General features: G+C 41.3%; 21 protein-coding genes. 13 read left to right on the top strand and 8 right to left on the bottom strand.

Going from position 1 to position 13,460, the window contains the following annotated elements:
* Nucleotides 1-23 precede the first annotated feature (23 nt).
* The 3 genes from RRG12_RS34230 (at nt 24) to RRG12_RS34240 (ending at nt 3,264) form a co-directional block, all read left to right on the top strand.
* Nucleotides 24-572, top strand: a complete 549-nt coding sequence (locus RRG12_RS34230) for a hypothetical protein (RefSeq protein ID WP_420762280.1) — start codon at nt 24-26, stop codon at nt 570-572.
* Complete coding sequence (locus tag RRG12_RS34235; protein ID WP_420762281.1) at nt 569-2,368, top strand: hypothetical protein; 1,800 nt, start codon at nt 569-571, stop codon at nt 2,366-2,368. Before RRG12_RS34230 ends, RRG12_RS34235 begins: the two co-directional genes overlap by 4 nt.
* A gap of 224 nt (nt 2,369-2,592) precedes the next feature.
* On the top strand, nt 2,593-3,264 hold the full coding sequence (locus RRG12_RS34240) for a response regulator (RefSeq protein WP_420762282.1): 672 nt from the start codon (nt 2,593-2,595) through the stop codon (nt 3,262-3,264).
* A 444-nt stretch (nt 3,265-3,708) separates the two neighbouring features.
* Here RRG12_RS34240 and RRG12_RS34245 read toward each other — a convergent pair whose 3' ends face one another.
* From RRG12_RS34245 to RRG12_RS34260, 4 genes are all read right to left on the bottom strand, one after another.
* On the bottom strand, nt 3,709-4,158 hold the full coding sequence (locus RRG12_RS34245; RefSeq protein ID WP_420762283.1) for an NUDIX hydrolase: 450 nt from the start codon (nt 4,156-4,158) through the stop codon (nt 3,709-3,711).
* Nucleotides 4,155-4,517 (bottom strand): inorganic diphosphatase, encoded by a 363-nt coding sequence (locus RRG12_RS34250; RefSeq protein ID WP_420762284.1) that lies wholly within the window; start codon nt 4,515-4,517, stop codon nt 4,155-4,157. Before RRG12_RS34250 ends, RRG12_RS34245 begins: the two co-directional genes overlap by 4 nt.
* A gap of 100 nt (nt 4,518-4,617) precedes the next feature.
* Nucleotides 4,618-5,226 (bottom strand): hypothetical protein, encoded by a 609-nt coding sequence (locus RRG12_RS34255; protein WP_420762285.1) that lies wholly within the window; start codon nt 5,224-5,226, stop codon nt 4,618-4,620.
* A 357-nt stretch (nt 5,227-5,583) separates the two neighbouring features.
* On the bottom strand, nt 5,584-5,721 hold the full coding sequence (locus RRG12_RS34260; RefSeq protein ID WP_420762286.1) for a hypothetical protein: 138 nt from the start codon (nt 5,719-5,721) through the stop codon (nt 5,584-5,586).
* Nucleotides 5,722-5,736: 15 nt separating this feature from the next.
* On the opposite strand from RRG12_RS34260, the gene RRG12_RS34265 reads away from it, so the two are divergent.
* The 3 genes from RRG12_RS34265 (at nt 5,737) to RRG12_RS34275 (ending at nt 7,061) form a co-directional block, all read left to right on the top strand.
* Nucleotides 5,737-5,955 (top strand): DUF433 domain-containing protein, encoded by a 219-nt coding sequence (locus RRG12_RS34265; RefSeq protein ID WP_073643621.1) that lies wholly within the window; start codon nt 5,737-5,739, stop codon nt 5,953-5,955.
* 1 nt (nt 5,956) lies between these two features.
* Nucleotides 5,957-6,277 carry a DUF5615 family PIN-like protein gene (locus RRG12_RS34270; RefSeq protein WP_420762287.1) on the top strand — a complete coding sequence of 107 codons (321 nt, stop codon included), beginning with the start codon at nt 5,957-5,959 and terminating at the stop codon, nt 6,275-6,277.
* 91 nt (nt 6,278-6,368) lie between these two features.
* The gene (locus RRG12_RS34275) at nt 6,369-7,061 is read left to right on the top strand and encodes an HAD family hydrolase (RefSeq protein ID WP_420762288.1); all 693 of its coding nucleotides are present in this window, start codon (nt 6,369-6,371) and stop codon (nt 7,059-7,061) included.
* A 148-nt stretch (nt 7,062-7,209) separates the two neighbouring features.
* On the opposite strand, the gene RRG12_RS34280 is transcribed toward RRG12_RS34275, so the two are convergent.
* On the bottom strand, nt 7,210-7,851 hold the full coding sequence (locus tag RRG12_RS34280; protein ID WP_420762289.1) for an HAD family hydrolase: 642 nt from the start codon (nt 7,849-7,851) through the stop codon (nt 7,210-7,212).
* A 152-nt stretch (nt 7,852-8,003) separates the two neighbouring features.
* Here RRG12_RS34280 and RRG12_RS34285 point away from each other — a divergent pair, with 152 nt between their 5' ends.
* From RRG12_RS34285 to RRG12_RS34295, 3 genes are all read left to right on the top strand, one after another.
* Complete coding sequence (locus RRG12_RS34285) at nt 8,004-8,876, top strand: HAD hydrolase family protein (RefSeq protein ID WP_420762290.1); 873 nt, start codon at nt 8,004-8,006, stop codon at nt 8,874-8,876.
* 55 nt (nt 8,877-8,931) lie between these two features.
* A complete protein-coding gene (locus tag RRG12_RS34290; RefSeq protein WP_420762291.1) occupies nt 8,932-9,609 on the top strand; it encodes an HAD family hydrolase in 678 nt (225 codons plus the stop codon).
* Between the two features lie 293 nt (nt 9,610-9,902).
* The gene (locus tag RRG12_RS34295; protein WP_420762292.1) at nt 9,903-10,082 is read left to right on the top strand and encodes a hypothetical protein; all 180 of its coding nucleotides are present in this window, start codon (nt 9,903-9,905) and stop codon (nt 10,080-10,082) included.
* Between the two features lie 9 nt (nt 10,083-10,091).
* Here RRG12_RS34295 and RRG12_RS34300 read toward each other — a convergent pair whose 3' ends face one another.
* Together RRG12_RS34300 and RRG12_RS34305 are read right to left on the bottom strand one after the other, a co-directional pair.
* Entirely contained in the window at nt 10,092-10,346 is a 255-nt protein-coding gene (locus tag RRG12_RS34300) for a DUF7219 family protein (RefSeq protein WP_190917850.1), read from the bottom strand.
* Nucleotides 10,347-10,538: 192 nt separating this feature from the next.
* Nucleotides 10,539-10,691 (bottom strand): hypothetical protein, encoded by a 153-nt coding sequence (locus tag RRG12_RS34305; RefSeq protein WP_420762293.1) that lies wholly within the window; start codon nt 10,689-10,691, stop codon nt 10,539-10,541.
* A gap of 49 nt (nt 10,692-10,740) precedes the next feature.
* Between RRG12_RS34305 and RRG12_RS34310 the strand changes: the two genes are divergently transcribed.
* Both RRG12_RS34310 and RRG12_RS34315 read left to right on the top strand, forming a co-directional pair.
* The gene (locus RRG12_RS34310; protein WP_420762294.1) at nt 10,741-11,292 is read left to right on the top strand and encodes a tyrosine-type recombinase/integrase; all 552 of its coding nucleotides are present in this window, start codon (nt 10,741-10,743) and stop codon (nt 11,290-11,292) included.
* A 155-nt stretch (nt 11,293-11,447) separates the two neighbouring features.
* A complete protein-coding gene (locus RRG12_RS34315) occupies nt 11,448-11,936 on the top strand; it encodes a GNAT family N-acetyltransferase (RefSeq protein WP_420762295.1) in 489 nt (162 codons plus the stop codon).
* On the opposite strand, the gene RRG12_RS34320 is transcribed toward RRG12_RS34315, so the two are convergent.
* Entirely contained in the window at nt 11,925-12,257 is a 333-nt protein-coding gene (locus RRG12_RS34320) for a DUF1016 N-terminal domain-containing protein (protein ID WP_420762296.1), read from the bottom strand. The two genes, RRG12_RS34315 and RRG12_RS34320, sit on opposite strands and share 12 nt — an antisense overlap.
* 142 nt (nt 12,258-12,399) lie before the next feature.
* On the opposite strand from RRG12_RS34320, the gene parA reads away from it, so the two are divergent.
* Entirely contained in the window at nt 12,400-13,020 is a 621-nt protein-coding gene (gene parA / locus RRG12_RS34325; protein WP_420762297.1) for a ParA family partition ATPase, read from the top strand.
* A gap of 51 nt (nt 13,021-13,071) precedes the next feature.
* Nucleotides 13,072-13,341 (top strand): ribbon-helix-helix domain-containing protein, encoded by a 270-nt coding sequence (locus RRG12_RS34330; protein ID WP_323235412.1) that lies wholly within the window; start codon nt 13,072-13,074, stop codon nt 13,339-13,341.
* The last annotated feature ends 119 nt before the right edge of the window (nt 13,342-13,460 follow it).

Raw genomic sequence — 13,460 nt, forward strand, 5'->3', positions numbered from 1 at the left:
CTATTAGTTAAAAGGCAAGGCTGATGCTAGTAAGGAAACGAAATGAAGATCCTCATAGCGTCAGCCCTTTCTTGCATGAAGGGCTGGCACAAACACCACAACAACATCAGCAGCATCAACAATCAGAACAACCACAACCATTACCAGAAAATAACCGAGGTAGAACATTTAGACGTGCTGGTAACGCTTGTGAAATTGTCGCTGGCAGTTGCTTAAATTCGGCAGTGATTTTCACCTTTCACCTGTTGCAAGTTCACCCAGTTGGAATGTTCCTAGCTGTTGGCACTGCACATCTGTATTTTACTGCCACTGCAACGGGTGAAGGGTTCAATAATTTCGTTACTAATTTAATGACTGGTTGCAGTGCATCGTTAGCGTTATTGTGTGCGCTTAGTGAACCGATTAGTGAATGGAATGAAGCGAGAACTTCTACTAGTACAGTTAAGACTTATATTGAGTCGGTTTATAAGCCAAAAACTGCTGAATCTTCAAGTTGGATAGATGGTGCAGGAGTGGGCATATTTCTAGCGATATTAATGATTTTTTTATTTGGTGGAAGGAAGAGTAAATGAATTATTTAACCGAGAAACATAAACAGTTATCCGAGTCGCAACAATCGGGTTTTATGTTGTGGTTCGGACAGTTACCAATGGACAAGAAAGCTGTTGCAATTGGGCTTAGTTTGACTGTGGGAATTAGCTCTGCGGCGATGGCTTGGAAAGGGGAGTCAAGCGACCGCATTTATTTTTGCGTTCGGACTCCCCAGAAAAAATTGGTATGTCAGGATCAGAATAACAGACCTTTCAGGATGACCCCCTTTTATTGGGAGCAATGGCAGTTAGAAGGAATGCCGTGCCAAGTAGTGAGAGATCCAGCAATGGGGGTAAATGGGTTAGTGAAAGCGACTAACCCATATAAAGCGTTTTGGGCATTTGGGGGATTCCTGGGGTTTGCGCTTGCTGGCTGGATGCTTCGCCATTGCCAAGATGAAGAGAAGCAGAGGGCAGTTTTTGAAGACATCGCCCAAAAACGGGACGCAGCAAAAGCTGAGATGGCCGCACGTTCCGAGCTACTAGAGAGTTACAGGGACGTTGCGATCGCAGAAGTCCAACTACAAGCTGACCTGGATCTAGTCGCCAATGATCGCACTGTTGATATCACCAAAGCCGAGATTTACGCCCACACCGAGATTGAAGTTACCCAAATGGAGGCAACTGATGCCATTTTTGAGGCGCAAACGGCGGGGATGACTGAAGAACAGAAAGCAGAGTACATTAAGCAGTTGCGTGAGATGAAAACCCCTTATCTACAAGGGAGTCAGACTCTACAAGGGACGATTGACCCCAACGATAAGGTTACTGGTTCTGAGCCAGGAGCGATTGCACCACAGAACAATAAAACGGCATGGGTGCAAAACTTAGTCAAACAAACTGCCCTTATCTGGGGTAATCAAGGGGGTGGTAAATCATGGCTAGCCCGTTATGTAATCCAACTCAAAAAACAAGCCGGCTACCGTGTGATTGTCCTTGACCCCGACTCGAACCGTAGTGAATGGCGAGGAGTTGAAAGTTACCACTCCTGGGATGATATTGAACAGCAGATCCGCGATTACGTTGAGGAACTGGAATCACGGTTAAAAACCTTTAATAATTCATCATTGAGTGAGTCGCAATGGCGGCAGAAACTTTGGGCAGAAGGTAAAGCTTTGTCTTTAATCTGTGAGGAGGCCACCACATACGGCGACTTCATCAAGGATGCTGAACTGTTAGACAAATTCGGCAAGCTGGCACTAACCAAAAGCCGTAAACAAGAGATGCCCATTACTGTCGTAGCTCATAACAACACCCAGACGTGTTTATTCGGCATTAAGGGATTACATAATCTTGTTTCTAAGATGCTCCAAGTTGAATGTTTGGCAGAAGTAGATTCAGTTACACTACAGCCTTCATCAACTGGTTTTGCTAAGGTAAAACTCGATAGTTCAAACGAATGGCTTGATGTTAATCTGCCCAAAATGACAGCGAAAATATCTGACTTTAGCGACGCTCTCCCAGCAGAATCTAACCCCAATCCCCCCATCGATAAAGCCACTTTAGAGCGCATTTATGAACTGGAATTCAATCTTGGTAACAAAGCAGGTGACACCCAAGATGAACCTAAGAAACTATCACCCCAGGCGCAAAAGCTGTATGAATATCTCACCAGAACTGAACGAATTGAAGCTGATGTAAGAGAGTTCAAAGGCAACTTTAAAGTGAACGGTGAGAGATTTAGTGTTGAGCAAATCAAGGGCTGGATGTATGAAATTGTGGGGGCAGGATTGGGGGACTGGATAGCTGAGGGTGTTATCAAGCTCAATCAAATTTGACTGCCCTTTATGTCTGGTGTCTCGCCCCAAAAACACCCTTTTTTAACGGACACTGGACACCGGACACCACAGACACTAAAGCTTGAAAGCCTTATCTAGCAAAGACACCGCCAGACACTACCCCAGACACCACCCAGACACCAAGTGTCTAGTACGTGTCCGCTAGACACCAATAAGAAATAACCGAATAAACAGCCATTTATTATTAGAAGATTATCAACATCATGCTGAAAATAGTAATTGTTGAACCAGAAACATTCACGCTCTTAGGCATCAAAGGCGCTATTTCACAATCTCCAGATATAGAAGTAACTGGTGATGCTACCAGTGGAAAGCTAGGGTTTCAGTTAATTGAACAAACCAACCCTGATGTTGTGTTAGTTGATTTATTATTACCCGACATGAGTGGTTTAGAACTGACTCGCTCAATCAAAAGGAAAACTAATAGTAAAGTGGTAATTTTTACTAATCAGACTCATTCAGACTTTATTAACTCAGCTTTCCGTCATGGGGCTGATTCTTATATGCTCAAAAGTGCTGATATAGAATTGATTGAACTAGCCATCAAAAGAGCTTACTTTGATGAATGCCTGCTTGACCCGAAGCTGGCTAAAAAACTGCTAGAAAGCCTTTATCAAAACAGATATATCGACCCCAACTTCGTTGACAAAAACTTGTTTGAACCTCCCACTGAGCGACAAATACAAGTCCTGCGATTACTGGCTCAGGGTTTAGTTTTTGAACAGATTGCCAAAGAAATGTTTCTCTCTGTTAGTACAGTCAAAAATTATGCCAGTGATTTGTACAGTAAATGGCACGTCAAGAACCGTTATGAGGCGATAAAAAGAGGGGCGATGCTTGGTTATATCGACTATAACTTGATTGTGAATGAATGATGTATTGGTGAGGATAGCGAAAGGATTAAGTCGGGGAGTGGTGGAGTTTATTTTTGTACAAAATCTCTATATCCCTAACTAGCCCAATCGTTGCTGCAATACCGAAGAGCGAACCGTCAGAACATCAGCAGTCATTATTGAGATACAGCCAAACTTTAAGGTAAAAGCTCAACGGTTCAGTTCGGAGGAATTGAAGCAACTGTTTAATGAACTGGTAGAGAACAGTCTTTAGTCTGGCTGGATGCTACGACCATCGAAATCGCCCCAAATCAGACAGAGGGACAGGACGGACAGAAGTAGACAGAATCCTTGTACAGCATAGGACAGAGGCGACAGATTAGCAGACAAACACAACTTCAGTAGACAGAAACTAAAAGCTCTCGGTGAATCACTGAGGGCTTTTTAGCTGCTGGTTATCATGGCGATTTTCTTTTAGTCTTTCCTCTACTGCGTTTTCATTTTTTGACAAAGTTTAGGTAATAGTTGACCCTGACCACCAGCTAGACCCAAATCAGAACCGTCTAGTTTTACCCAAGAAAAATCAAAGGCTATGGGGTCAAATCCGGTGCTTGGATGCATTTCGTAATGTCGCCAACTGTCTAGAGCCGGTTGAGTCAATTCAAGATGATAAACATAACGGGATTGAATTTCATCTCGTAAAGGGGTCATGTCATACTCATAAGTACCTAAAAACTCAACAATCCTCACGGACATTAGACCAGATTCCTCATAAACCTCTCGCAGTACAGCATCATCTGGTGACTCATCTTCATCAATAGTACCTGCTGGTACTTGTACTCCAGCTGCCGGAAAGTCAGTATGTCTAAATACCATCAACTCATCGTCCCTGGTGATATAGGCAATCACTTTTTTCTTTATCGGTTTAGTAGTCATTTTTTCTGATTACATTTTGTTCGCAAAATAACCGATACGAAGAACCGCTCTTGAAACTCTGTCAAAGCTCTAATTTGCTCGTTACTGTAATTCAAGCCTTGCGGTACGACAATCAACTTGTCATCTGCATCATCAATCCTCCTAATAATGGCAATACACTCACCTTCAAACTGGCTTAAAGGCTCAAATACACCCAAGATATAAGCATCTACTTCTTCTCCATCTGGAGCAAGTGTGCCGGGAATGTAGCCGTAATTAATCGGGTAGATATATTGGTATTGCGGATGCCTGCTACCAAGTGGACGGTCAACAATGACAGTTACCTTGGTTGTAAGAAACTCTTTAATGTCTATCTGCATCAGGTTTCAGTTGTAGACAATATAGTTTATGTAGGCGCAGATCAGCGTATTGGAAATTACCATTCTGTGTACCGTCAGATCGGCGATCGCCCTCTGACTACTAGCTAGTTTTTGCCCCAAGTTTTTGCTCATTCTCCACTACCGGGAAGTATCGCCGAGCATTAAGGGGCTTCTTCCACCCAGTCAACTCAAACAGGTATTCATCAGGGTCTAGGTTGAGCATCGTAGCCCATTGATTGATTTGACTGCCGTTGATGTTTATCCGCTCACACAGGTCAGTCTTGGTTAGCCCCTGTTTAGCATCATGATCAGAATATGAGAATTTGATTTTGCCTCTGGGGATGTCCTCTACCCTCTCTCTGAGAGATGATAACCCCGCGTTTATTAAGGCTTGCCGTAGACCATCAATTTCTGTTCTGAGGGAGTTAATCTCATCATTGAATTCCCTTTGCTGCTCGGCTACGGCTGCCTCAAGACCATCGATTTCGGTAGTTTTAACCTTAAGCTGCTTTACCTCAAGTTCTAGGTTCTCTGGCATCACTTCGATGGGAATATTGCCCTCTAAATAATGCTCAAGTATAATTGTGAGAGCTTGAGACGCTTTTTTTATTTTGTGTGTTTTCATCCACTTCTCTAAACTAGCGTAGAGGCTGAAATCAAGGTATGCTGTCACTTTAGCGTGATTGTCTAACCAGTCTTTAGTTGCCATACACGGCTTGTTCTATATTGGTAATTTAAAGTCAGTTACGTTAAATTTAAAATAAATGAAAGTAATATACTAGTGTGTTAATAGTAATTTACTTTTTGACTTTGGCACCTTACTGCATTAAGTTAAGAAAATTAAAGTAATATACTAATTTTTAAAAGTGTCTGACTCTAAACGTCTAAACCGTAGTTAGTGTTTGACCTAGATTGAATAAGGCAAGCAGTTTTGAGCTATACGTAATTAAGTAAATTACAGTAGCAGATAAATTAAGGTACAGTCAGATAATTATTTAAATAAGTCATTTGCTTTAATCTACTTGTAGATTATTAGTAAACTAAAGCAGCTTACCAAAGTAACTTACTATCGCTTAAACTGTGACAGGGAGCGGGTGTTATCTACTTTGTAGTTGGTGGTAGCAGAACAAGAGTGAGAGGGCAGGCGATCGCCGTCACTACCGCTTGAGTCAGCGCAGTTATTAGAATGAGATAGCCTAGCCATGCTTTTAGAAGGGGGATAATGAGTCAGTCAGCAATCATTACCGCATCACCAGATGTGATGAGTGGTACGCCAGTCTTCGCCGGAACACGAGTGCCTGTGCAAACCCTGCTGGATTATTTGAAGGCGGGAGAGTCCATTGATGATTTTCTAGACGGATTTCCCACAGTGAAGCGAGAACAGGTGATTGCTTTTCTGGAAGCCGCACAAGCGCAGATTGTGAAGCTGGTTGCATAGTGTGAATATTTTGATTGACGAGTGTATTGACCGAAGACTGGCAAGGCAGTTATCTGGACACAGTGTAAAAACGGTGCCGCAGATGGGTTGGGCTGGCATCAAAGATGGAGAACTCTTGCGTTTAGCCGAAATTGAGTTTGACGTGTTTATAACGGTAGATCGGAATCTGCCGTTTCAGCAAAATTTGACAGTTCTAGATTTAGCTGTTTTGGTATTGCAAGTGCCGTCAAATCGATTAGCAGATATTGAACTGCTGCTCCCTAAAATTTTGGCAATTGTTGACACCGCACCAAAGGGTACAGCAACGGTGGTGAGTGAATAAAATCTCATCGAAGCGAAGGATGGTTGTTAATGTTCTTACTTTTGAATCTTCTGCAAAATGTTTCAGTTCCCCTGTATAGCTAAATAAATATATGATTAAAGCCGTACTTTTTGACCTTGACGATACGCTTATAGATCACGATGCAGCAATTAGAGATGCAGCAAGTGCATTATTTAATAAGGTCATACCTAATAGCGAAGATGAGTTAAATATATTTCAAGAACAATGGATATCCTTGACCCGAAAGTGGTACAAAAAGTTCTTTGCCAAAGAAGTTACGTTTCAGGAATCGGGTAGAGGAAAACTGCGAGAAGCATTCTTGAAATACGGTTATGAATTTTCAGATACAGATGCTGATGCCTTGCTCTCGGAGTACTGGGAACATTACGTGAGTATGTGCCAGTTATTCAATGATGTCGATGAGTGTTTTGCACAGTTACACAAATGCAAGATTGGGGTGATAACAAACGGTCAGGAGGCGCAACAGGTTGAAGTACTTAAACGATGCGGTATTCTGTCTGTTATGGATGTCGTTGTTACTTCAGAAGCGGCGGGATTTGCGAAGCCTGCGCCCCAGATTTTCCAGTTAGCTTGTGCCAAACTGGGAGTACAAGAAACAGAGAGTGTCTATGTCGGAGATAACCTTGAACTAGACGCGATTGCAGCCAGAGATACCGGATTAATAGGAGTTTGGCTTAACCGTCTTCACAGTGGTTTGCAAGCATCTCCTCAGATTATAAAACGAATTAATCGGTTGACTGAACTATTAGAGTTAATATCATAGAAGCTGGCATCAAGCCCAAACTAAACTGTATTGTTGATTTTTACCAAACAGTACCGAATTTTGTTCAGGAGTCGGAACTCTCCTTACAAGAGGGATAATTTGATATTTGAAAATCACCAATTAGCACATCATTTTTATTACCAAATTTTTAATGCTGTGACAGCAAAGAAGGTAGCTGGTACATGGAGTAGAAGACTTGCGCTCCACAGTCTTCGAGCGAAGAAGCCTCACTCGGAGTGGTGTAACCCAAGACCTTCATACCAGCAGCAACACCTGCACGCACACCCAAAACGCTGTCTTCTACAACAGTGCAATATGCAGCTTGAACTCCCATATTTTTAGCTGCATATAAGAATAAGTCGGGTGCAGGCTTCCAGCTTCCAATCTCATACGAGCTAAAGATACGTCCTTCAAATCGAGGCAGCAGATTAGTGACACGCAGAGCTAACTTAATTTTTTCGGGTGGCCCACTGGAAGCAACACAGATAGGTAAATTGATTTTGTCAAGAGATGCCTCTATTCCTTCCACACTCAGCAGTTCACGCTCGAATGCCTCGGCAGTACGGACACGAAGCTGAGTTACAAAATCTGGCGGCAACATTTTTCCAAGCTTTTGCTCAATGACAGCAACACAATCAGTCATTTTGCAACCCTTGAATAATAAAATAGCTTCTTTAAGTTCGAGTGTAAGCCCTAACTCTGCAACAAATTGGACAAGAACGCGATTGCTCAATGTCTCGCTGTCTACCAACACTCCGTCACAGTCAAAAATAACCAGTTCTGTTCGCACTCGTATTCAAGTTCAAGATTAACTGCGGATTTATAAGCTGCACCCATCAAGATTATCAGAATCAAACTTCTTCTTGCATATTACAGTAAATCTAGCGATTTACAGTATATTAAGGTATAATTTTCCTCTCAACCAGTGTCCCCGATTAGTTTATGAACACTGTCTACATTTGTGATTTAGACGGTACATTGCTTGGAGATAATGCCATTCTTTCTTCGTTCAGCAAGAAAATCCTTCACGAACTCTTGCATCAAGGACTACAGTTTACTGTAGCCAGTGCGCGTAGCGTTGTTTCTATGCAAGTGATGCTGAAGGGTTTGAGTCTTCGTCTCCCGGTTATTGAATTTAATGGTGCTTTTATTTCTGATTTGGATTCTGGCAGACACGAAATCATTAATTCTATTTGTCCTGATGTAGTTGAAAGTATCTATAAGCTTATTCTTGAGTTCGGCTGTGTTCCGTTTGTATCTAGTTTTAACGGTACAGAAGACTGTGCATATTATAAGGATGTAATCAACGATGGTATGCGTTGGTATCTCAATGATCGCCTAACAAACAAAGACCGAAGATGGCGAGCAATAGAAGATTTGACTCATTCTTTCCATGATCAAGTCGTTTGCCTAACAGTGATTGGTCACGCACAGCAACTGCTCGAACTTCAAGGTGCGATTATTCAAAGACATGGAACTACCGTAGAGACACACTTGATTGAGAACCAATACTCTCCGGGGTGGTACTGGTTAACAATTCATGACTGCAAAGCTACTAAAGACCAAGCTATTCGGACTCTGGTAGAGAATTATGGGTTAGGGGAAAGTGAGATTGTGGTCTTTGGAGATCAAATTAATGACATCAAAATGTTCAAAATTGCCGCTCGTGCCATTGCAGTTGCTAACGCAGATGCTGAACTTAAGCGTTACGCGACATTAGTAATTGGCTCAAATACAGAAGATAGCGTAGTTAAATATATTCATCAGGATTGGTCAAACAGATGCGCTTTGAAGTCACATTTTAATACATTCTAATATCCGCTAGCACTCTAGTGATTGAAATTGCTTGGTTTCGTTTGGGAGTTATTAAATGACTGGGGTAATATTTGATCTAGATGGAACTCTTTGGAATATATCGAGTATATGTGCATCCGCGTGGAATCAAGCAATTAATATTGCTAAGATTCAGAGAACTCCTATTACTGAGGATGATATCTCTAGGGTAAGTGGTCTGCCTTTTATAGACTGTGTAAAAAATATTTTTCCCGAATTAGCACAGGAAAGTATTTATAAAATTTCTCTTTTAATAGAAGACTGTGAAAAGCAAGAAATAAAAACTAGAGGTGGAAGTTTATATAAGGGAGTTTCGGAATATTTAGATACTTTGTCTGCTCAGTTTCCCTTGTTTGTAGTTAGCAATTGTGAGTATTGGTACTTACAGGCATTTCTTTCGATGCCTTTAAACAGTAGTAATACAAGCAAGACTTTTGGGGATATATTTATAGACTCAGAATGTTTTGGCAGAACTCAAAAGCCTAAAGCTGAAAATATCATTGCAATCTGTCAGCGCAATAGCTTGAAAAACGCAATATATATTGGAGATACAGAAAGTGATAGATTAGCAGCAATGAAAGCAGGAGTTGATTTTATTCACGTTACCTATGGATTCGGTTATGTAGAATCAGAAAATATCAAGACCGCAGCTTCTTTTAGTGAAGTTGTAGATATGCTATTAACTATTATTAATCTCCCATCGGTAGCTAAGTAAAGTATTACAGGTAGTAAGTGATTTACAGTATTTTATTGTAAGAACGCTTCAGAGAACCTTTTACTGTCTAACAATCTTAAAACCTATGTGGCTTGGAGTTACAAGTGCTGGTTGTCTGCAAATCAAAGCATTCCATCAGAAGCATTGACAGGAAAATTAGCTATAAACTAAGCTTTAATTAAGAAAAGGTTATAAAACCAATAATTTCACTTGTATAAGTTCATTTTTCAGAGCGAAGAGTTTTAGGAGCGTTATTTATTGCATACCCAGATCCTGTTCAAGTGGGAGACAGAGTGTTAATTCTACGTCACTTCTATGTAGCGGGAAAAGTTGGGGTAGTTTGTGATCGAGAGTCTCACCCAGATGATCAAGCAAGCAACCGATGGCTTATTCAAGTAGATTCAGATGAGGAAAATATTATAGTGTCGCTAACTGTAAATGAGTTTGAAGTGATTAGCCCAGAATTAGAGTGATTGAGCGGGTTATGCGGGAGGCTCCTGAGCAATTCCCAATTCTTTTTTACTGTGCTTCAACTGTTTCCAAAGTGCCTTAATCTGTTTGTAAGCCTCATCAGGAGAAAGCTTACCACTGGTTTCTAAACAGGTAATGTAGCCAACTTTTTGAGCAAATTCTTGAAGGTTGGCATTAAATACTAAATTCTCTGGCTTAACCTGACCGTAGTAGCGACTGCGAGGGTAAAGAAATTTGTTTTTGTGGTTAAGATTAGGCTCGTCCATTACTTCACCCCCAATAAGTGACTTTTTAACAATGATAGTCAGAAGTAAGCTTCAATGAAGAAATTGCCGTCAAGCTAAGTATAAGGCAACTAACTGTGTATTTGCTGCAATAACAGTAAGGCTTTTCAATCATGGACATATAAATGAAGCGATCGTTTCATTTATAAGTTAGGTATAAGTATTAAGTGCGGATCATACCCCTACTTGGTAATAGCCTAGCAAACATAAGCTAATTTTATCAGCCAACGCCAGAATCGGGGTTGTAGCGATTGCAATTGATAAGTTGGAATTGATGAGGAGCGATCGCTTTCGTGTCGCTAACGGAGTTACAATACTTTGGGTCATCAATTACACGTTTTCGGTAAAACGTGTAATCCCCTAGAAAGTAGAAAACATGAAGGTTAGCGGCAACGGACAAGGCAAAATACTAAGCCAAGACGAATTAAAGCGATTATTCACGGAGGGATTTCTCAGCCCACGCGATCGCGCTCTGTTTGGCATCTGCCTGTTTACTGGTTGTCGCGTATCAGAAGCGTTGGCCCTTAAAAAGACTGATATCAAATCAGGAACCATCACTTTCCGAAAATGTACCACGAAAGGCAAGTACAAAACACGGATTGTAGACATTCCACCAGCACTATCCGCAATACTGGCTGATTACCAACCGAAAATCGGGGTAATGTTCCCAGGTATGCGCGGTGTAACTGAGCGGCTGACCCGATTCATGGCAGACAAGATTCTAAGAGATGCCTGCAAGCGGATTGGTGTAGAGGGAGTCAGCACCCATTCGTTTAGGCGAACTGCTCTCACGCAGATGTCCAACGCCGGGATACCTTTGAGAACTATTCAAGAAATCTCTGGCCACAGCGACCTGGGGACATTGCAGCGTTATCTAGAGGTCACGCCAGAGCAAAAGCGAAAAGCTGTTTCTGTGATTGGGTTTTAGTGTTAGTTCGCGCTTGTGTTTGCTGCCATTAATCTAAATCTTGAACGTAAGATTATTAGGGTTAGAAACTTGTGTGTTTTGCCATTATTTGGTGTTGCAATGAAACCTAATAATGGCTACGCCATCGCCCTTGTAGTAAAAATCAGTAATAACCCATGACAACTCCCTTTGAACAAATGGAATTAATCTCATACAGTTCCGAATTCCAGGCTAGTTTGGAAGATTTTTTGGAAATAATGTATTCGTACAGAGGATATAAATTTGATCCAACTGGCTTACAGTCAGATATAAGGAATATTGAAAATATATACCAAAGTCAAGGAGGAAATTTCTGGATTATGAGGGAAAATGCCGCAGTAATTGGAAGTATTGGATTAAAGATATTAAACAAAATAGATAAAATAGGAGAGATTAAAAGGTACTTTGTTTTACCTTCATATCAGAGTAAAGGAATAGGTACATTATTAATGGAACATTTATTATTGAATGCCAACAAAAACGAATTACATATATTAAGATTGGATACCATGAGAAAATCTATTGCAGCTAGGAAGATTTTTGAAAAATATGGATTTCAAGAAATTAATAAATATAATGACAATGAAATAGCCGAAATATTTATGGAACTCAAATTAAAAAAGTAAAAGAACATTATGCCCCCAAGGAATTAGTGCAACAAGCTGTTGCACAATTTGCTCATCTGGGTAAGCTTCAGCAAAAGCCCGCATATAGTTTAGATTACGTGCTGAGAATCCCTTCATCTCTGGGAAAGCTTGTTTTAAATCTCTGGCAAGACGTTCGATAACTTTTGCACCCCATCCCTGTTGTTGTTGTTGAAGAAGAATATCTCGCCCAATTTGCCAATAGAGTAATATCAATTCGCGGTTAACAGACAATGCCGCTCGTACTTGGGCACTGCGTATGCGTTCTTTTAACTCTCGCAAGAAATTGTCATAATTGTCCATTTCAGTTAACTCTTAATTCCCCGCTTACTGATAAATTACTGCGCCAATCGCGTACCTGATACTTGTCTACAATCTAACTTGTCAACTTGTAAACATTTTCATATATTAACGTGTTACCACTGTTATATGTATTCTTATCTACATGAAAACAATCGCCATAATTTCGAGAAAGGGCGGTGCTGGTAAAACAACTCTGGCGGTGCATCTTGCTGTTGCTGCCACTATTGATGGCTTATCAACAGCAATCATCGACCTAGATCCACAAGCTTCGGCTGCTGGCTGGGGGGACAGTAGAACCCTTGATGCTCCTGCGGTTGTCTCAGCACAAGCCGCCCGTCTGCCAAAAGTTTTAGAAGCAGCCGCTAGTAATGGGGCAGATATAGTTTTTATTGATACAGCACCACACTCGGAAACCGCAGCGTTGGCAGCTATCCGCGCAGCTGACTTAATTTTGATTCCCTGCCGTCCTGCAATTCTCGACCTACGAGCAATCAGCGATAGTATCGACCTAGTAAAACTTGCTAACAAAACTGCAACTGTTGTCCTCAATGCTGTTCCTCCACGCGGTTCCTCTGCCAGTGAAGCAGAGTCAGCAATTGCTACTTATGGAGTTGCAGTTGCCCCGATACAAATAGGACAACGAGCGGCATTTGTGCATAGCTTGACAGCAGGACAAACAGCCCAAGAATATGAACCTTCGGGTAGGGCTGCCGAGGAAATTGAACAACTTTACAAGTGGATATGTAAACAAGTAAACATATAAATTATATTACTTGTATACAAGTAAACTTATAATCCGAACTTCAATATAGATATGGCTAAGAAGAATCTCGCAGACGCTCTACAAATTGCATCTGGGAAACCAGCGACCGATGAACGCTCTCCTTCTCCTGCTCAGGCAGCTGATAAGCCGGAGTTACCACCAAGCAGACAAGGGAAAAAAGCGATCGCCGGTCATTTTGACCCGGCTGTATCTAAGCAGTTAAAGCAATTGGCACTCTCGCAAGACACTACAGTTCAAGCCCTATTAGCTGAAGCGTTAAATGACCTGTTTGAGAAATACAACAAGAAGCCAATAGCTTGAGCCGACGACAGGATACACATAGAAATTAATTTAGGAAAAACGTTTTTCCTAAACCAAATTCAGCACAACCAAATGACATTGGTCAGGGCAGTATCCTTAAATATCATTACCGTTGCGTG

It is taken from the genome of Nostoc sp. CALU 546, assembly GCF_048836525.1.

Coding starts and splice junctions, on each gene's coding strand:
- RRG12_RS34230 (WP_420762280.1), top strand. CDS start 24: ATGCTAGTAAGGAAACGAAATGAAGATCCTCATAGCGTCAGCCCTTTC.
- RRG12_RS34235 (WP_420762281.1), top strand. CDS start 569: ATGAATTATTTAACCGAGAAACATAAACAGTTATCCGAGTCGCAACAA.
- RRG12_RS34240 (WP_420762282.1), top strand. CDS start 2,593: ATGCTGAAAATAGTAATTGTTGAACCAGAAACATTCACGCTCTTAGGC.
- RRG12_RS34245 (WP_420762283.1), bottom strand. CDS start 4,158: ATGACTACTAAACCGATAAAGAAAAAAGTGATTGCCTATATCACCAGG.
- RRG12_RS34250 (WP_420762284.1), bottom strand. CDS start 4,517: ATGCAGATAGACATTAAAGAGTTTCTTACAACCAAGGTAACTGTCATT.
- RRG12_RS34255 (WP_420762285.1), bottom strand. CDS start 5,226: ATGGCAACTAAAGACTGGTTAGACAATCACGCTAAAGTGACAGCATAC.
- RRG12_RS34260 (WP_420762286.1), bottom strand. CDS start 5,721: ATGGCTAGGCTATCTCATTCTAATAACTGCGCTGACTCAAGCGGTAGT.
- RRG12_RS34275 (WP_420762288.1), top strand. CDS start 6,369: ATGATTAAAGCCGTACTTTTTGACCTTGACGATACGCTTATAGATCAC.
- RRG12_RS34285 (WP_420762290.1), top strand. CDS start 8,004: ATGAACACTGTCTACATTTGTGATTTAGACGGTACATTGCTTGGAGAT.
- RRG12_RS34290 (WP_420762291.1), top strand. CDS start 8,932: ATGACTGGGGTAATATTTGATCTAGATGGAACTCTTTGGAATATATCG.
- RRG12_RS34300 (WP_190917850.1), bottom strand. CDS start 10,346: ATGGACGAGCCTAATCTTAACCACAAAAACAAATTTCTTTACCCTCGC.
- RRG12_RS34305 (WP_420762293.1), bottom strand. CDS start 10,691: ATGACCCAAAGTATTGTAACTCCGTTAGCGACACGAAAGCGATCGCTC.
- RRG12_RS34310 (WP_420762294.1), top strand. CDS start 10,741: ATGAAGGTTAGCGGCAACGGACAAGGCAAAATACTAAGCCAAGACGAA.
- RRG12_RS34315 (WP_420762295.1), top strand. CDS start 11,448: ATGACAACTCCCTTTGAACAAATGGAATTAATCTCATACAGTTCCGAA.
- RRG12_RS34320 (WP_420762296.1), bottom strand. CDS start 12,257: ATGGACAATTATGACAATTTCTTGCGAGAGTTAAAAGAACGCATACGC.
- parA (WP_420762297.1), top strand. CDS start 12,400: ATGAAAACAATCGCCATAATTTCGAGAAAGGGCGGTGCTGGTAAAACA.
- RRG12_RS34330 (WP_323235412.1), top strand. CDS start 13,072: ATGGCTAAGAAGAATCTCGCAGACGCTCTACAAATTGCATCTGGGAAA.